The 16,836-nt window shown below is 71.7% G+C and carries 15 protein-coding genes; 9 read left to right on the top strand and 6 right to left on the bottom strand.

Annotated features, from left to right (window positions below):
* Nucleotides 1-16: 16 nt before the first annotated feature.
* On the top strand, nt 17-646 hold the full coding sequence (locus JYK18_RS41235; RefSeq protein ID WP_206809358.1) for a UdgX family uracil-DNA binding protein: 630 nt from the start codon (nt 17-19) through the stop codon (nt 644-646).
* On the opposite strand, the gene JYK18_RS41230 is transcribed toward JYK18_RS41235, so the two are convergent.
* Nucleotides 621-1,949, bottom strand: a complete 1,329-nt coding sequence (locus JYK18_RS41230; RefSeq protein ID WP_206809357.1) for a cytochrome P450 — start codon at nt 1,947-1,949, stop codon at nt 621-623. The genes JYK18_RS41235 and JYK18_RS41230 overlap by 26 nt on opposite strands.
* Before the next feature lie 127 nt (nt 1,950-2,076).
* Here JYK18_RS41230 and JYK18_RS41225 point away from each other — a divergent pair, with 127 nt between their 5' ends.
* The 6 genes from JYK18_RS41225 (at nt 2,077) to JYK18_RS41200 (ending at nt 10,471) form a co-directional block, all read left to right on the top strand.
* Nucleotides 2,077-3,411, top strand: coding sequence for an SWIM zinc finger family protein (locus tag JYK18_RS41225; protein WP_307796294.1), 1,335 nt, complete (start codon nt 2,077-2,079; stop codon nt 3,409-3,411).
* Entirely contained in the window at nt 3,408-4,790 is a 1,383-nt protein-coding gene (locus JYK18_RS41220) for a DUF5691 domain-containing protein (RefSeq protein WP_206809356.1), read from the top strand. Before JYK18_RS41225 ends, JYK18_RS41220 begins: the two co-directional genes overlap by 4 nt.
* Nucleotides 4,787-5,872, top strand: a complete 1,086-nt coding sequence (locus JYK18_RS41215) for an AAA family ATPase (protein WP_206809355.1) — start codon at nt 4,787-4,789, stop codon at nt 5,870-5,872. Before JYK18_RS41220 ends, JYK18_RS41215 begins: the two co-directional genes overlap by 4 nt.
* The gene (locus JYK18_RS41210) at nt 5,869-8,049 is read left to right on the top strand and encodes a DUF5682 family protein (protein ID WP_206809353.1); all 2,181 of its coding nucleotides are present in this window, start codon (nt 5,869-5,871) and stop codon (nt 8,047-8,049) included. Before JYK18_RS41215 ends, JYK18_RS41210 begins: the two co-directional genes overlap by 4 nt.
* Nucleotides 8,046-9,194 carry a VWA domain-containing protein gene (locus JYK18_RS41205; protein WP_206809351.1) on the top strand — a complete coding sequence of 383 codons (1,149 nt, stop codon included), beginning with the start codon at nt 8,046-8,048 and terminating at the stop codon, nt 9,192-9,194. Before JYK18_RS41210 ends, JYK18_RS41205 begins: the two co-directional genes overlap by 4 nt.
* Nucleotides 9,195-9,769: 575 nt before the next feature.
* Entirely contained in the window at nt 9,770-10,471 is a 702-nt protein-coding gene (locus JYK18_RS41200) for a serine hydrolase (protein ID WP_374195120.1), read from the top strand.
* Here JYK18_RS41200 and JYK18_RS41195 read toward each other — a convergent pair.
* Nucleotides 10,468-12,291, bottom strand: a complete 1,824-nt coding sequence (locus JYK18_RS41195) for a primary-amine oxidase (RefSeq protein WP_206809350.1) — start codon at nt 12,289-12,291, stop codon at nt 10,468-10,470. The two genes, JYK18_RS41200 and JYK18_RS41195, sit on opposite strands and share 4 nt — an antisense overlap.
* Between JYK18_RS41195 and JYK18_RS41190 the strand changes: the two genes are divergently transcribed.
* A complete protein-coding gene (locus JYK18_RS41190; RefSeq protein WP_307796291.1) occupies nt 12,263-12,973 on the top strand; it encodes a nucleotidyltransferase domain-containing protein in 711 nt (236 codons plus the stop codon). The two genes, JYK18_RS41195 and JYK18_RS41190, sit on opposite strands and share 29 nt — an antisense overlap.
* A 23-nt stretch (nt 12,974-12,996) precedes the next feature.
* Nucleotides 12,997-14,052, top strand: coding sequence for an alanine racemase (locus JYK18_RS41185; RefSeq protein WP_206809349.1), 1,056 nt, complete (start codon nt 12,997-12,999; stop codon nt 14,050-14,052).
* A 12-nt stretch (nt 14,053-14,064) separates the two neighbouring features.
* Here the strand turns inward: JYK18_RS41185 and JYK18_RS41180 are convergent, their stop codons facing one another.
* The 4 genes from JYK18_RS41180 to JYK18_RS41165 are packed head-to-tail and all read right to left on the bottom strand — an operon-like array spanning nt 14,065 to nt 16,807.
* A complete protein-coding gene (locus JYK18_RS41180) occupies nt 14,065-14,412 on the bottom strand; it encodes a DUF3140 domain-containing protein (protein WP_242583998.1) in 348 nt (115 codons plus the stop codon).
* A 44-nt stretch (nt 14,413-14,456) separates the two neighbouring features.
* A complete protein-coding gene (locus JYK18_RS41175; RefSeq protein WP_206809348.1) occupies nt 14,457-14,831 on the bottom strand; it encodes a hypothetical protein in 375 nt (124 codons plus the stop codon).
* A gap of 22 nt (nt 14,832-14,853) precedes the next feature.
* Nucleotides 14,854-15,699: an LLM class F420-dependent oxidoreductase gene (locus JYK18_RS41170; RefSeq protein WP_206809347.1), complete on the bottom strand. Its 846-nt coding sequence runs from the start codon at nt 15,697-15,699 to the stop codon at nt 14,854-14,856.
* 25 nt (nt 15,700-15,724) lie between these two features.
* On the bottom strand, nt 15,725-16,807 hold the full coding sequence (locus JYK18_RS41165; RefSeq protein WP_206809346.1) for a TetR/AcrR family transcriptional regulator: 1,083 nt from the start codon (nt 16,805-16,807) through the stop codon (nt 15,725-15,727).
* Nucleotides 16,808-16,836: the final 29 nt, after the last annotated feature.

Here is a 16,836-nt window from a genome sequence, read left to right as displayed (position 1 = left end):
CGGGTAATCCCGTTCGATGGCGACTACGGCGGCCGATTTCGTGCCCGAGACCAAGGACCTGGCCCGCCTCCGCGAGGCGGCCGCCGGGTGCCGGGGTTGTGACCTCTACCGGGACGCCACGCAAACCGTCTTCGGGGAGGGCACGCGCCGGGCGCGGACGATGATGATCGGTGAGCAGCCCGGTGACCAGGAGGACCGGCGCGGTGAACCGTTCGTCGGCCCGGCCGGCCGCCTGCTCGACCGCGCGCTGGAGGAGAGCGGGATCGAGCGCGACGGCGTGTACGTCACCAACGCCGTCAAGCACTTCAAGTTCCGCCGCGACGACCGGGGCTCTCGTCGCATCCACAAGAAGCCGGGGCGCACCGAGATCGTCGCCTGCCGCCCGTGGCTCGACGCGGAACTCGACGCGGTGAACCCCGATCTGGTGATCCTGCTCGGCGCGACCGCCGCGCAGGCGGTCTTCGGACCGGATTTCCGCATCACCGAACGCCGAGGGGAAGTCCTGGACCTGCCCGGTGGCAGTAAGGCCCGAGACGCCCGAGCCGTGGCCACCGTGCACCCCTCGTCGATCCTGCGCTCCCGCGAACGCGATGAGGCCTACGCGGCCTTCGTCGCCGATCTCAAGGCCGCTGTCGCGGTGCTGTGACGTCGAATTCGAGGCCGAAGTTGTCGAAAGTGGACGGCAGGCGGCCCGGTTCGAGCGTGGTGAGCGCGGTGAACTCGGCCTGTTCCAGCAAGGCCGAGAGCAGGGTGCTGGTCACCAGCAGCACCAGGTTCCGGCCGGGGCATTCGGCGGGCCCGGCGCTGAACGGCACCAGCGCCGGGTGCTCCCGGGCCCGGCCGTCCAGCCAGATCTCCGGGGTGAACCGGTTCGCGAACGGCAGTTCCTCCTCGTCGCGGTGGAAGAACGGCGCGAAGACCAGCACGGTGCTCCCGGACGGCAGCGTGCCACCCGGCCAGTCGGTGTCCTCTGTGGAGTCACGCAGGATCATCGGCGTGGTCGGCCACAACCGCACCGATTCCAGCTCGCAGGCGCGGAGGTAGGGGAACAGCGGTCCCTCGTCCTGGAGCGCTTTCGCGCGTTCGGCCGGATGCGTGGCGAGCAGCGCCAGCGCGCGGTACGAGGTGATCCCGGCGGCGTCGAAGGCGAACAGCCAGTGCGGGATCTGGCCGAGCGGATCGGTTTCCGGCCCGGTCGGTGCCTGCGCGACCACCCCGGCCAGGCAGTCCTTCTCCCCGCGGGCGACGTGCGCGCGGAGCCGGTGCCCGAGTTCCTCACGGGCGGCCTTGTTCTTCTTCATGCCGTAGGCGAGGTTCGCGCGCATCCGCAGGCCCGCGAGCAGATCCGTGGTGCGGTGGTCGTCGCGGGCCGCGTCGCCGAGCGTCACCCGGCGCACGATCCGCCACCACGCCGCGTTGAACGCGTCCCAGTCCAGCCTGCCGCCGACCTCGGCCAGTTCCAGCAACCGGTTCGCTTCCTCCCGCACCTTCGCGGCCACCGCGGGCGCGAGGTGGTGCAGTGGTTCGCCGGTTTCCAGCACGTTCTCGTTGAACTGGCGGCGTTCACCGCGCTCGGGCCCCTGCGAGATCAGCACACCGTGGGGCTGGAAGTGCGACAGCGCCGCCCTCTTCTCCAGGTTCGCCGGGGAAAACGGGGAGGGCGCGCCGGCGAGCACGCGTCCGGCGTCGGCCGAGGAGAGCGGCAGGGCGAAGGTGCGTTTGCCCGCCTTGATCAGCAGCGGTCCGTCGCCGTGGCGGTCGCGCAGGCGGCGCAGCACGCGGTCGGCGCTCTCGTCCACGCGGAGCCTGTCCGCGAGCTTCATCGCCGGTGGCAGTCGCTTGATCACGCCACCGGCGACCGTCGGCAGCGCGACCCCGGTGAGCACGCGCAGCGCGTCGGTCGCCGGCAGGGTCTTCAGGCCGTGGTCTTCCGGGCTGGGGCGTGGCATGGTGTGGACCTCCGTGGTGCTTCCTGTGCGGTTTCCCCGGTGCTGACCGGCTACCCGCACGGTGGCCGCCGAAACTGTCGGTGCCCGCTGGCATGATCCATCTCGGGTCGAGGGGAGAGGTGGGCAAGTGGGGTTGGGAGGCGTGGTGGCCGGGGTGTCTCACGCGCGGTGGAGCACCGAACGGGTGATCGCACTCGCGCCGGACGCGGCGTCGGCGAAGGCCGGGCGGGCGCAGGCGGCGCCGGTGCGCTGGTCCGGTGCCGGCGCGTCGGCGGCGGCGGTGTGGGGGTATTGCCAGGGCAGCGGCAAGAAGCCGTACCAGACCTGCATTGAGCTGGCCGGTCCGGCGTACCGCTGCTCGTGCCCGAGCCGGAAGTTCCCGTGCAAGCACGCATTGGGGTTGTTGCTGCGCTGGGCCGGTGGTGAGCTGCCGGAGGAGCCGGAGCCGGACTTCGTCGCGGCCTGGCTGGCCGAGCGCGCCGACAAGGCCGAGCGCACCGAGCAGCGGCGGGAAAGCACCGGTCCGCGTGATCCGGAGGCCGCGGCCAAACGGGCCGAGCGCCGGGCCGACCGGGTCGGCGCCGGTGCCACCGAACTGCGGGAATGGCTGCTCGACCAGATCCGCGCGGGGCTGGCCGGACTGGAGCGCGGCGGTGCCGAGGAACTGCGCCGGGTGGCCGCGCGCATGGTCGACGCGCAGGCCCCCGGACTGGCCGCCGGGCTGCGCCGGGCGGCCGGGATGGTCGGGCGCGGCCGGGACTGGCCCAGCCGGGTGCTGGCCGAACTGTCGTTGCTCTACCTGCTCGCCGAGGCCGGGTCGCGGCTGGGGGAGTTGCCGCACGCGCTGGGCGAGACGGTCCGCACGCGGCTCGGGTTCAGCACCGAGACCGCGCGGGTGCTGTCCTCCGGTGAGCGGGTCGCGGACACCTGGCTGGTCGGCGGCGTGATCGACGAGGAACGCGAGCAGCTGGTCACCCGCCGGACGTGGTTGTTCGGGCAGCGCAGCGGCCGGGTGGCGCTGGTGCTCGCGTTCGCGCCGCCGGGGCAGCCGCTCAGCTCGGTGCTGCCCGCCGGGCACGTGCTCCCGGCGGAGCTGGCGTTCCACCCCAGCGCGCTGCCGTTGCGCGCGCTGGTGGCCGACCACGGTCCGCCGGTGCCCGCCACCCGGCCCGACGGTGACACGATCCCGGTCGCGCTCGCCGCGCACTCGCGGGCGATGGCCGCCGATCCGTGGCTGGACCGCTGGCCGGTGCTGCTGTCCGGGCTGCGGCCGGCGCAGCACCGCGGCGACCTGGTGTTGTCCGATGTGGACGGTCAGGTGCTGCCGCTGGTGCCGGGCTTCGACCCGTGGCGGCTGCTCGCGGTGTCCGCGGGCGCGATGGTCACGCTGGCCGGGGAATGGGGTGCGGCCGGGCTGCGGCCGCTGCTGTGCTGGGACGGGGATCGGGCGGTGCGGTTGTGACGGCCTGGGAGGATCTGGTCGGGGTCGCGCTGCTCGGCACCCGGCGGCGCGCGCCGGACCTGGGCGCGCTGCCGCCCGCGGTGCGGGAGCTGGCCGGTGAGCGCGCCGATCCGGCGGACGCGCTGCTCACCGCGGGTGCCCTGCTCACCGCGTACCGGCGGGCGGGCTGGCAGCCGGAGGGCGCGGCGGAAACTTTGCCGGTGGCCGAAACCGACCACCGGCCGTACCTGCCCGACGCGGCCAGGGAGCGGCTGGCCCGCCTGCTCACCGCGAGCCGTCCCGAACTGCTCGCGGAGTGGCTCGGCGTGGTGGCCGCGCGCGGGTTGCGCGTGCCGCCGGAGCGGTTGCCCGCGCTCGCCGAATCCGCCCGCGCGAAACCGGCCCTGCGCGGGCCGGTGGCACTGGTCGCCGGTCCCGCCGGGCGGTGGCTGGCCGGGCTGAACCCGGAATGGCGCTTCCTCACCGCCGCCGCGCCCGAGCCGGGCACCGGGGCCGACGACTGGCGCTTCGGTTCCCCGGCGCAGCGGCGCTCCTGGCTGGCGGTCGCGCTGGTGGCCGATCCCGAAGGCGCCCGCGCGGCGTTCCTCGGCAGCTGGGAGAGCGAACCCGCCGAGGTCAGGGCCACCGTGCTCGAACTGCTCGGTGAGCACCTGCGCGCCGAGGACGAGCCGTTCCTCGAAGCCGCGCTCGGCGATCGGGCCGCTTCGGTCCGGCAACTGGCGTCGGCGCTGCTGGCCAGGGTGCCCGGGTCCGCGCTCGGCCGCCGGATGGCCGAGCGCCTGCGACCGCTGATCCACGTGCGCGAGGACGTGCTCGAGGTCGAGGTCCCCGACGGTGACACCCGCTGGCTGCGGCAGGTGGTCGCGGCGACCCCGCCCGAGTTCTGGGCCGAGTTCGGCACCCCGGCCGAACTCGTGCGGCTGAGCGTGCGCGGCGCACCCGCGTCGGTGCTGCGCGAGGGCTGGACCGTGGTCGCCGTGCGGCACCGGGACGCGCGCTGGGCGAAGGCGCTGTTCGACGCCGACCCCGGCCGGGCCGACGCGGGCACGCTGATCCAGGTGCTGGCCCCACCCGAACGCGCGAAGGTGCTGGCGCGGTTGATCCGCCAGGCCCGCCCGGAGGCGGTGGCGCGGCTGGTGGTCGACCTGCCCGCGCCGTGGCCGCCCGAAGTGGGCACGGTGCTGCTCGACTGGCTGGCCGGCCGCGAGGACACCAGGGCGGTCGCCCACGCCGCGGTCACCATCGCGCGCACGGTGCCACCGGAGTGCCTCGGGCACCCGCTGGCCACCACCGCGCCCGAACCCGGTTCGGCGCCCTGGCGGCGGGCGCTGGCCGAAACCCTGAACTTCCGCCGTGAGATGTACGAGGAGCTGGCATGACTTCCACTGTGCTGCGGCCGCACGCCGAGCAGGACCACGCCGACGAGCTGGCGGCGCTGGCCGCCGTCGACGACCGCCCGCGCCCGCCGTCGTGGCGCCTGTCGCCGTGGGCGGTGGTGCAGTACCTGCTCGGCGGCACGCTGGCGGACGGCACCGAGATCACCCCGAAGTACGTGGGGCAGCGGCGGCTGATCGAGGTCGCGGTGGCCACCCTGGCCACCGATCGCGCGCTGCTGCTGCTCGGCGTGCCCGGTACCGCGAAGACCTGGGTGTCCGAGCACCTGGCGGCGGCGATCAGCGGGGACTCCACGCTGCTGGTGCAGGGCACCGCGGGCACCGCCGAGGAGGCCATCCGCTACGGCTGGAACTACGCGCGGCTGATCGCCGAGGGGCCGAGCGACCAGGCGCTGGTGGAGAGCCCGGTGCTGCGGGCCATGCGCGACGGCCGCATCGCCCGGCTCGAGGAGCTGACCCGCATCCCGGCCGACGTGCAGGACTCGCTGATCACCCTGCTCTCGGAGAAGACGCTGCCGGTGCCGGAGCTGAACACCGAGGTCCAGGCGCGGCCGGGGTTCAACCTGATCGCCACCGCGAACAACCGCGACAAGGGCGTCAACGAGCTGTCCAGCGCGCTGCGCCGCCGGTTCAACACGGTGGTGCTGCCGTTGCCGGACACCGCCGAGGCCGAGGTGGAGATCGTCAGCAGGCGGGTGGCGCAGCTGGGCGCGTCCCTGGAACTGCCCGCCGACGTGGCCGACCTGGCCGAGATCCGGCGCGTGGTCACCGTGTTCCGCGAGCTGCGGGCCGGGCGCACCGAGGACGGGCGCACCGCGGTGAAGTCGCCGTCGGGCACGCTCTCCACCGCGGAGGCGATCAGCGTGCTCACCGGGGGCCTGGCGCTCGCCGCGCACTTCGGCGACGGGGTGCTCCGCGCGCACGACGTGGCCGCGGGCATTCTCGGCGCGGTGGTCAAGGACCCGGTCGCCGATCGCGCGATCTGGGTGGAGTACCTGGAAACCGTGGTCCGCGAGCGCGAGGGCTGGGACGACTTCTACCGCGCCGGGCAGGAGATCGCCGGGTGAGCGTGCATCTGCTCGGCATCCGGCACCACGGCCCCGGTTCGGCCAGGGCCGTGCGCACCGAACTGGCCGAGCTGGCGCCGGACGTGGTGCTGATCGAGGGCCCGCCGGAGGCCGACGCGCTGGTGCCGCTGGTCCGCGACCTGCGGCCGCCGGTGGCGCTGCTCGCCTACGCGAGCGACGACGTCTCGCGCGCGGCGTTCTGGCCGTTCGCCCTGTTCAGCCCGGAGTGGCAGGCGCTGCGGTACGCGGTCGAGCACGAGGTGCCGGTCCACTTCTGCGACCTGCCCGCCGCGTTCCAGTTCGCCGAGCCGGACGGCACCAGGTCCGGTCGCGCGGCGGATCCGCTCGCGCGGCTGGCCGCCGTGGCCGGGTACGACGACCCGGAACGCTGGTGGGACGACAAGATCGAGCACTGGCGTGACGGGACCTCGCCGTTCGAGGTGATCGCCGAGGCGATGACGGCCCTGCGCGAGGACGAACCCGATTCCGACGTCCGCGAGCAGCGGCGCGAGGCGTACATGCGCACGGTGCTGCGCCGCACGATCAAACAGGGCTACGAACGGATCGCGGTGATCTGCGGGGCCTGGCACGTGCCCGCGCTGGCGAGCCCCCTGCCGCCGGCCAACCGCGACCAGGCCGTGCTCAAGGGCCTGCCGAAGCGGAAGGTTTCGTGCACCTGGGTGCCGTGGACGCACGGGCGGCTGGCCGGGGCCAGCGGTTACGGCGCCGGCGTGCGTTCCCCCGGCTGGTACCACCACCTGTTCACCACCGACGAGAACGTCACCGCCCGCTGGATGACCGACGCCGCCGCGGTGCTGCGCGACCAGGACCTGCCGGTGTCCACCGCGCACGTGATCGAGGCGGTCCGGCTCGCCGACACGCTGGCCACCCTGCGGGACCGGTCGTCGGCCGGGCTGGCCGAGGTGTCGGAGTCCATCCAGGCGGTGCTCTGCGACGGTGACGAACTGCGCGGGAAGCTCGTCGTCGAGAAGCTGATGGTGGGGGAGCGGCTCGGCGCGGTGTCCGAGCAGGTCCCGCAGGCGCCGCTGGCCGCGGACCTGACGGCCACCGCCCGGCGGCTGCGGCTGAAGCGGGATCCGGTGGTCCGCGAGCTGGACCTCGACCTGCGCACCGATTCCGGGCTCGGGAAGTCACGGCTGCTGCACCGCCTGCGCATTCTCGGCATCCATTGGGGCGTCAGGGAAGTCTCCGCGATCCGGGGCAAGGGCACCTTCCGCGAGACCTGGGAACTGGCCTGGGAACCCTCGTTCGAGGTGGACCTGATCGCCGCCGCGGTCTACGGCACCACGGTGCCGGTCGCGGCCACCGAGGTGGTCCGGAAGGTGGTGGCCGGGCGGCCGCCGTTGCCGGAGATCACCACGGCGGTGGAGGACTGCCTGCTCGCCGACCTCACCGACGCGCTGCCCGAGGTGCTGGCCGCACTGGACGAACGCGCCGCCGCGGACGCCGACGTGGCGCATCTGATGGCCGCGCTGCCCGCGCTCGCCAGGGTCACCCGGTACGGCGACGTCCGCGGTACCGACGTCGGTGCGTTGCGCGTGGTCGCCGACCGCATGCTGGCGCGGGTGTGCGCCGGCCTGCCGCCCGCCGCGCACAACCTCGACGACGACGCGGCCACGCGCCTCGGCGAACTGGTCGACGACGTGCACGAGGCGACCACCCTGCTCGACGACGGCGCGAAAGAGCGCTGGATCGACGCGCTCGTCGGCCTGATCGACGCGCCCGGCCTGCCGTCGTTGCTCGCCGGGAAGCTGGCGCGCATCCTGCTCGACGCCGATCGGCTGGACACCGGCGACGTGGAGGTCCGGCTCGCGCGCGTGCTCACCGCGGGCGTCGAACCGGTCAAGGGCGCGGCCTACGTGGAGGGCTTCTTCGCCGGTGGCGCCCTGTTGCTGGTCCACGACGACAGGCTGCTGCGGGTGATCGACGCCTGGCTCGCGGCCATTCCCGGCGACCAGTTCACCGAGGTGCTTCCCTTGCTGCGACGCACTTTCGGCGCGTTCGCCGGGCCGGAGAAGCGGGCCATCGGGGAGCGCGCGGCCGGGCTGACTTCCGGCGGTGGTGCCCGGAAGGCCGTGGTGACCGAAGAACTCGACGAGGAACGGGCCGAGGCCGTGCTGCCGGTGCTCGCGACACTGCTGGGGGTGGGCCGATGACCGAGGAGCGGTTGCGGAAGTGGCGGCTGGTGCTCGGCGGCGAGGACGACGGCACCGGGGCCGGACTGTCCGATGAGGACAGTGGCGTGGACGGCGCGCTGGCCGCGTTGTACGACGCCCCACCGGACGAAGCACGCGGCGGCCGCCGCACCGGCGGGCTGGGCGGTTCTTCACCGCGGGTGGCGCGCTGGCTCGGCGACATCCGGCGTTACTTCCCCGGCACGGTCGTCCAGGTGATGCAGCGCGATGCCGTGGACCGGCTGGGCCTGACTCGGATGCTGCTCGAACCGGAGCTGTTGTCGGCTGTCGAGCCGGACATCCACCTCGTCGGCACCCTGCTGTCGTTGAACAGCGTGCTGCCGCAGGAGACAAAGGAAACCGCGCGCGGCGTCGTCCGCGAGGTGGTCGCCGAGCTGGAAGATCGACTGGCCGAACCGACCAGGGCCGCGGTCCGGGGTGCGCTCGACCGCGCCGCTCGCACCCACCGCCCGCGCCTGTCCGACGTCGACTGGTCGCGCACCATTCGCACCAACCTGCGGCACTACTCGCCCGAGCTGGGCACGATCATCCCGGAACGGCTGATCGGCTACGGCCGCCGCGCCCGCCAGGTGCGGCGGGAGGTGATCCTGTGCGTCGACCAGTCGGGCTCGATGGCCGAGTCGGTGGTGTACTCGGGGGTGTTCGGCGCGGTGCTGGCGTCGATGCACTCGCTGAGCACGCGGTTCGTCGCCTTCGACACCGAGATCGCCGACCTGACCGAACACCTGGCCGACCCAGTCGACGTCCTCTTCGGCACCCAGCTAGGTGGCGGCACCGACATCAACCGCGCCCTGGCCTACTGCCAAACCCTGATCACCAGCCCGGCGAACACGCTGCTGGTGCTGATCAGCGACCTCTACGAAGGCGGCGTCCGAGAGGAGTTGCTACGCCGAGCCGCCGAACTCACGGGCGCGGGCGTGCAAATGGTCGCCCTCCTAGCCCTCTCCGACTCAGGCGCCCCTTCCTACGACCGGGAAAACGCCGCCGCCCTAGCCGAGCTGGGTGTGCCCGCCTTCGCCTGCACCCCCGACCTCTTCCCGGAGCTGATGGCCGCCGCCATCCGCCGAGACGACCTGAGCCAATGGGCAGGCCGCATGACCAGCTAACCCACCCCCCGAACGCCCCCGCCCCGGTGCCGAACGCCCTACCCTCATGCCCACCCCGAACGCCGACTCCCGCGTGCCCATGCCGAACGGCTCCACCGCCCGGGCCGTGGCGTTGCGCAGCCTCCAAGGAGCCAGGCGCGCATCGGAGCAGCTCAGCGACCCCGGCCGCCCCACCGGCCAGCGTCGACGATCCACCTCGGGCCTCGTCCCCTCCAACGACCCGGTCCCGCGCGGAGAGCCGTTCGTGCCCCGGTTCGGCGCCCCCACATCCCCAACCCAGCCCGCCGACCGGCCGCCGAACCTACCGACCTCGGACAGCCAACCGGCCGCCCAACCACCCACCCGAGCGCCTCCCTCAGCCCCGCCGACCAGTTCGGTGCGCTCGGCGGTCCCCACCACCGCCCCCGACCGCTAAGGTCGCGTAGGTGAAATCCTCCGGCCGCCGGGTCGTTTCCAGTGTGTTGTCCACGTTGTTGCTCGCCGCGCTGGTCACCAGCCCGGTTGCCCAGGCGCGCCCGGCCCCCGTCGCGGAGGAGGCCGCGGCAGCCGGCTTCGAGCCCGGCCTCGGCAAGCGCATCATCCGCGCCGAGCTGTACGCGCGCAGCCGCCCCGGGTTCGCCGGGCTCGTGGTGCACGACCGCCAGACCGGCGCCGCCTGGCGCAACGCCAACTCCGACACGCTGATCTGGGCCTGCTCCACCCCGAAACTGGCGATGGTGGTCGACCTCCTCCTGCGCGACGACGCGGGCGCCGTCGATTTGACCGACGAGGACCGCGCGCTCATGCACGCGATGCTCAACACCAGCGACAACGACGCTGCGCACACCCTGTGGAACCGCTACGGCGGCGAGGACTTCGCCACCCGCTTCCCGTCCTACGGCATGACCGACATGCGCTTCACCGACGAGCACCCGCACCACTGGGGCTGGATCCTGACCACCGCCAACGACCTCGACCGCCTGATGAACTTCGTGCTGGAGAAGATGCCCGCCGAGCACCGCGACTACCTCGTCGAAGAAATGCGCGCGGTGGACGCGAACCAGCAGTGGGGCGTGTGGGGCGCGGGCCCGGCCGCCAAACCGGGCAACAAGAACGGCTGGTCCGACGACAACGACGACGGCTCGTGGCTGGTCAACACGGTCGGCTTCGTCGGCCCGGACGAGCGCTACACGGTGGCCGTCATGAACAACACCCAGGTCGTCGAGGGTGGTTTCGAGACCGGCGTCGAAACCACCACCCGCATCAACCAGATCCTGTTCGACGGCTACTTCGGCTAGGGCACGTTCAGCGCCGGGTTGCGGTCGAAGAACCCGGTCGGCTTGAGGGTGAACTTCGCGTGGTCGACCGGCATGATCGGCCAGTCCTCCAACCGCGGCACGTGCGTCGGGCCGAAGGTGTGCCACAGCACGATGTCCTCGCCGTCGATGTCACGCCCGGCGGCGGTGTAGGCGGGCAGCCCGTCACCGCCGGGGCTCTGGTTCACGAAATCGCCGGCCGCGTAGCGCTCGCCCGGCGCGTACCGGGTGACCCACAGGTGCTTCGTGGCGAACCCGGCCCTGGCCGCGATCACCGACCGCGGATCGGCCAGCAGCGTCGGCGACTGCTGCACCGAAAGCGTGTACCCGACGGGCTCGCCCATCCGGTTCACCTTGTCCGGGTTGACCACGCGCCAGACCCGGTTCGGCGCGGCGTCGCGGGCCGTTTCGCTGGTCAACCGGGTGGTCTGGATGGTGAACGCGTTGCCGTACTCGTTCGCCTCGTCCATCGGCCGCGCCACCACGTCGATTTCGTCGACGGCGTTCGCTCCACCGTCGACGGCCATGTCGAGCCTCGCGCAGAACAGGTGCTGGTGGTACGGCGCGCCGAGGCCGGGCGCGACCTGCGTGGCGTAGTCGGAGCCCTCCTCGGGATAGGCCGAGGTGAACAGGAACCCGGTGAGCTTGACTTCGCACTCGATGGTGCCGTCGAGGTAGAGGTACCAGTAGAAGCCGTAGTCGTAATTTCCGACGGTGGTGAAGAAGCTGATCACCAGGCGGCGCTGTCTGCGGGTCTCGGCGATCCCGGTGAACAGGTCGGTGTGCTTCCAGAGCGTGCCGAAGTCCTCCTCGTGCACGCAGATGGCGTTTTCGATGACGCGCGGATTGCCGAGTTCGTCGGCGACGGTCACGTCGAGGTAGGTGATTTCGCCGAGGCAGTCGCAGCCCAGCTTCAGCGAGTTCGTGTACCGCCCGAACAGGTACTCGCCGGTGTCGAAGTAGTTCTGCCAGAACCGGACCGGCGACGGGTCGGCGTAGGGCACCACCATTTCGGCGATGGACGCGCGTTCGACGATCGACCGTCCGCCGAACGCGAGCTTGCGCAGAACCAGCCCTTCGCGGGTGTCGAAACCGACGCGCAGCGACCAGTTGGCCCAATGCAGTTCGTCGCCGTCGAACCGGAAGGACGGCCCTTCCGGCTGCCGGATCTCGATGGGCTTGAGCCCTTCGAGCGGCGGGCCGGCCAGTTCGGGGTCGGTGTAGTTCCCGGATTCCGCCGGTACCTCGAATTCGCGGTAGTCGATCAGCTTGTGCAGTTTGCGGCCGATCACGTCGACATAGGCACACAGCCCGTCGACCGGGTGCGCCCAGCAGTGGTCCTCGGGGAAGTCCTGGCGGAAGGCGAGCACGCGCAACAGGCGTTTGCCGACCTCGTCCGGATAACCGTAGTTGCCTGCCGACAACGGCGCGAAGATCACCGACTTCGGATCGACCCCGCGTTTTTCCAGTGCCGCCAGCCATTCGGGTGAGTCGTTGAGGATCGGCCCGATGATGCCGAACTCCTCGTCGAGGATCGGCAACTGCCCGAGCGCCGCGTCGATCGGGACGACCTCCACCGCTTCGGTCGTCAACGAAACGCGCGCGTCGTTCGCCACTCCCGTTCCGAGGTCGAGCAGCAACACCCGGGCCCGCCGTTCCGGTGCGGCCTCGCGCTTGTCGGGTTCGTCCAGGCCGACGTAGGCGAACCGGGTGTCGGCGCCGATGTGCCCGGCATCGGTGAGCACCCGCCGCACGTCGTTGATTTCGTCGGCGGTGAGCGCGGAGAGCGGATGCGCGGTCATCGGCGTTCCCTTCGTCGGTGGTCGCTTCCGGGGCCTGTCGAATCTACCGTCGATCACACCCGCCACCGCTGTCATCATCGGCGGCGTGGATTTGACCCGAATGCCATGGAATCCGGTGACGCCCGCCGAAGTGCACCGGCTCTTCGAGGCCTTTCCGGCACCGTGGTGGCTCGCGGGCGGCTACGCGATCGAGCTGTTCGTGGGTCGTTCATTTCGTGAACACGCCGACATCGACGTGCTCCTGCTCCGCCGCGACCACCTCCTCGCGCAGCAAGCGCTGCCCGGTTGGGAATGGTGGGCGGCTGACCCACCGGGCCACCTCCGGCCGTGGCGAGTGGGCGAAGTGCTCCCGGACGCCGTCCATGACATCTGGTGCCGCCCGGGCCCCGGCGAACCGTGGCGCCTGCAGCTCATGGTCGATAATTCCGACGGCCCCGACTGGATCGCCCGACCGGATCCCTCGTTGCGTCGGCCGATCACCTCGCTGGGCTGGCCCACCCCGGACGGCCTCCCGGTGCTCGCGCCGGAAATCCAGCTCTACTACAAGTCGCGGAACGTCCGCTCCAAGGACGTCGTCGATTTCGACGCCGCGCTGCCCCTGCTCACCAGCGAGCAGCGGCGCTGGCTCGTCCACGCGATCGCCGACGACCACCCTTGGCTTGACCGACTGTCTAAGGCCTAGACAGTTTGTCTATACTCGCTGGCATGGGCACCCCGTACCTCGCGCTCGACCGAGCCAAGCTCGAAGCCAACATCCGCCGGCTGCGCCACCGCCTCGGCGACACCACGCTGCGCCCGCACGTGAAAACCGCGAAGTCGGTCGAGGTCGCGCGCCTGCTCTTCGACGGCGGCACGGGCCCGATCACCGTCTCCACCCTCGCCGAAGCCGAGGCCTTCGCCGACGCGGGCTTCACCGACATCCTCTACGCCGTCGGTTTTTCGCCCGACAAGCTCGACCGCGTGCGCGCGCTGCGCGAACGCGGCGTTGACCTCGTCGTTTTGGTCGACAGCGTGGACCAGGTCGTGCCCGGCATCCCCGCCCTGATCGAGGTCGACTGCGACGGCCACCGCGGTGGCATCGTCCCCGGCGACCCGGCCGCGCTGGAGATCGCCCGCGCACTCGGCGCCGACCTGCGGGGCGTACTCACTCACGCCGGCGAGTCCTACTTCGCTGACAGCCCGGCCGCGCTCGCTGCCGCCGCCGAGCAGGAACGCCTGGCCGCCGTCGCGGTCGCCGTCGAATTGTGCGACGCCGGGCACGAGGTCCCGGTGGTGAGCGTCGGCTCGACGCCGACCGCGCACTTCGCCGAGGACCTCACCGGCGTGACCGAGGTCCGCGCGGGAAACTTCGTCTTCTTCGACCTGGTGATGGCCGGAATCGGCGTCTGCCAGATCGACGACCTCGCTCTCAGCGTGGTCACCACGGTGATCGGCCACCGCCGCGACAAGGGCTGGATCCTGACCGACGGCGGCTGGATGGCGACCTCACGCGATCGCGGCACCGAACGGCAGCGCGTCGACCAGCGCTACGGCCTCGTCGCGAATTTCGACGGCAAGCTGTACCCCGACGTGCTGATGACCGACGCCAGCCAGGAACACGGCATTCTCGCGCTCCGGCCGGGCAGCCCAGAACCACTCCCCGACCTGCCGATCGGCACCCAGGTTCGCATCCTGCCGATCCACGCGTGCGCCACCGCCGCCCAGCACGACCAGTACCACCTGTCCGATGGTGAACTATGGCAACGGATCCGCGGCTGGTAGCCCAAGCCCGCTTCAGGTGCGCGCCGGCTTGAGCGGGTCGTGCCCGATGGACATCAGCTTGTGCCGCCAAGCGGCCTGACCCGGCGTGGGCTCCAGGTCATCGCGGCGCTCCGCGTGCACCCGATCGACGACCTTGCGCATCACGCGCTCATCGTCGTTGTCGAGATCGACGCGCCGCTTGCGCAGGACCGCGAGCACCTGCCTGCCCAGCGCGCGTCCCGCCTGGTCCGGCAGCGCCTCACCTTCGGGCCCGGCGTCGTCCGTGCGCAGCCAATCGTCCAACTCGCGGGAGGTCATGTTCACCACGCGGTGGAACTCGTTCCACAATTCGTCGTCGAAGGACGGCATCTCGGCCTCCATTCGTCGATGGTTCGTGAAGATCGAGTACCCAGGGGTGCCGTCGGTTATTCGAGCGCGCGCAGGATCGGCCCGGCCTCGTCCGGGTGCACACGCAGTTCGGTCCGCCGGTCCGCGGAGTGAAAGGTGACCGCCTGTCGGTCGACGGCCTGCATGGTCAGCGTTCCCGGGGCGAATTCCTGACCGCGCCAGGTCACCGGCGAACCACCGCCGACGGCCAGGTAACCCTCCTGCTCCGCGCCCCCGGTCAGCTCGGCGTCCTTGAGCACGCACGGAATTTCGGTGCGTTCGCCGCGGGCGAGGGTCTCCGCGCGGGTGCGCCGGCGGCGTCGCTCGCGCACGTCGAACCAATCGACGAGGGGCGCCAGGTGTCCGATGACCACCAGTAGCCCGCGCCCGAGAAGTGCCAGGAGTTCGGCCATAACTCCAGTTCTACCGGGACTTTCAGCCGATGCCGAGCTTGCCGGCCAACCGGCCGAGCCAGGCGGTGACCTCGTCGGGTTCACGGTCCGGCAGTCCGAAGATCAGTTCGGTGACGCCGATCGAGGCGAGGTGCGCGATCCGCTCGGGATCGGGCTTGCCGCTCAACGCGGCGACCTCCGGTTCGCCGGCCCGACCGGCCTCGCGCCAGATCTGCCGCAACAACGCCACCTGGTCGTCGATTTCGACGTCGCCGGGTGTGGTCAGCCAGCCGTCGGCCGATTTCGCGATCCAGCGGAACGTCCGCTCGTTGCCCCCGGCGCCTACCAGCACCGGGATGTGCGACTGGATCGGTTTCGGCCACGCCCAGCTCGCACCGAACGAGACGTACTCCCCGGCGTAACTGGCTTCGTCATCGGTCCACAGCGCGCGCATCGCTTCGAGGTACTCCCGCAGCACCGTCCGCCGTTTCGCCCCCGGCACCCCGTGGTCGGCGAGTTCGTCGACGTTCCAGCCGAACCCGGCGCCGAGCGTGACCCGTCCGCCGGACAGGTGGTCCAGGCTGGCGATCGTCTTCGCGAGCGTGATCGGATCGCTCTCCACGGGCAGCGCCACCGCGGTCGCGAGCCGGATGCGGGTGGTCACCGAAGCGGCGGTCGCCAGCGCCACCCACGGATCGAGCGTGCGCAGGTACCGGTCGTCCGGCAGTGCCGCGCCGCCGGTGCCCGGATGCGGTGCTTCCCGCTTGACCGGGATGTGGGTGTGCTCGGGTACGTAGAACGTGTCGAAACCCGCTGCCTCGGCGGCCTTGGCCGCGGCGGCGGGCGCGATGCCCCGGTCGCTGGTGAACAGCACGATCCCGTGTCTCACCCGGCGGACATTATTAGAACGTGTTTCAGTTTGCAACCTTGCCGAGTGTGCTCGCGACGGCGTGACCGGCCCCGGAGCCGTCGGCGCGGGCGACGATCCGCCCGCCCTCGATACGGACCGCAGCCTCCGTCTCGTCGTCGATCGTGTGCACGCCCGCCGCCGCGGCGAGAGTTCCCGGTGCGTCGCAGACGACCCGCAGGGGAGGCCAGGTCGCCGCCGGGAAAGCGGAACGCACACAGCTCGCGAGCTCGGCGATGGTCAACCGGGCCAGTGGCATCAGTTCGTCCGGCGAGCTCGTGACCAGCACCGCGGTCACCCCGTCGCTTGAACGAACGGCGTGCTCCACCGCCGCCAACCGATGCAGCCCGACAACCATCACGACGCCATCGTCGAGGGACACGGCCTCACCGCGCACCAGGTCGACCACCTCCTGAGGCGCCCACGGCTCGCTCATCTCGCGACTCGTCGACGGCGTCGACGGCGCCGCCCACCAGTCGTTGAGGTCGAGATCCGCGAGCTGTTCACAGGCGCTGACCACGTCGAACGGTTCGACGAAGCCCGGCGCGGCTGCCGCCAGCCGGCTCGCGCCGTGCAGCGTCGTCAGAACCGACTCGGCGACCCGGACCAGTCGGCGCGGCGGTGCGCCCGGTGGCCGCTCCGGCGGCTGCAACCGCTCCATCGCCAGACCCAGCAGCAACCCGTCGAGCTTCATCAACTGCGCGAACGGCCGCCGAAGCTGCTCGTCGGAGCCGACTTCGGACACGAGGTCCACGCCGAGCCTGGCCGTCTTCGGCGCACCGACATCCGCGATGGGCAACCGGGTCACCCATGTGCGTGCGAGCGCACCGAGCGCTTCGCGCAAATCCCGTCCGGGCTTGGCGTGCGGGGGAGCGTCCGCCTGTTCGGCCAGTTCCGCCAGCACGGCGAAGTACAACGCGCGCTTGCCAGGGAAGTTCGAGTAGACCGCGCCACGGGTCAGCTCGGCACGTTCGGCGATCGCGTCGACCTTCGCCTCGCGGAAACCGCGCTCGGCGAACTCCTCGCGCGCGGCCCTGAGCACCTTTGCCCGGTTGTGCTCCTGCAGCTCCGCCCTGCTGAGCCGGACCATCGTGCTCCTCTCCGACGTCGTTCAGATGA

The sequence above is a fragment of the Amycolatopsis sp. 195334CR genome, assembly GCF_017309385.1.
GTDB lineage: Bacteria > Actinomycetota > Actinomycetes > Mycobacteriales > Pseudonocardiaceae > Amycolatopsis.
The sequence above is the reverse complement of the archived record's forward strand: the minus strand, read 5'-3'. Positions and strand labels throughout refer to the sequence as shown.

What these genes read in the sequence shown, in the direction of transcription:
- JYK18_RS41235 (WP_206809358.1), top strand. Translation starts at nt 17, where the DNA reads ATGGCGACTACGGCGGCCGATTTCGTGCCCGAGACCAAGGACCTGGCC.
- JYK18_RS41230 (WP_206809357.1), bottom strand. Translation starts at nt 1,949, where the DNA reads ATGCCACGCCCCAGCCCGGAAGACCACGGCCTGAAGACCCTGCCGGCG.
- JYK18_RS41215 (WP_206809355.1), top strand. Translation starts at nt 4,787, where the DNA reads ATGACTTCCACTGTGCTGCGGCCGCACGCCGAGCAGGACCACGCCGAC.
- JYK18_RS41205 (WP_206809351.1), top strand. Translation starts at nt 8,046, where the DNA reads ATGACCGAGGAGCGGTTGCGGAAGTGGCGGCTGGTGCTCGGCGGCGAG.
- JYK18_RS41195 (WP_206809350.1), bottom strand. Translation starts at nt 12,291, where the DNA reads ATGACCGCGCATCCGCTCTCCGCGCTCACCGCCGACGAAATCAACGAC.
- JYK18_RS41185 (WP_206809349.1), top strand. Translation starts at nt 12,997, where the DNA reads ATGGGCACCCCGTACCTCGCGCTCGACCGAGCCAAGCTCGAAGCCAAC.
- JYK18_RS41180 (WP_242583998.1), bottom strand. Translation starts at nt 14,412, where the DNA reads ATGGAGGCCGAGATGCCGTCCTTCGACGACGAATTGTGGAACGAGTTC.
- JYK18_RS41175 (WP_206809348.1), bottom strand. Translation starts at nt 14,831, where the DNA reads ATGGCCGAACTCCTGGCACTTCTCGGGCGCGGGCTACTGGTGGTCATC.
- JYK18_RS41165 (WP_206809346.1), bottom strand. Translation starts at nt 16,807, where the DNA reads ATGGTCCGGCTCAGCAGGGCGGAGCTGCAGGAGCACAACCGGGCAAAG.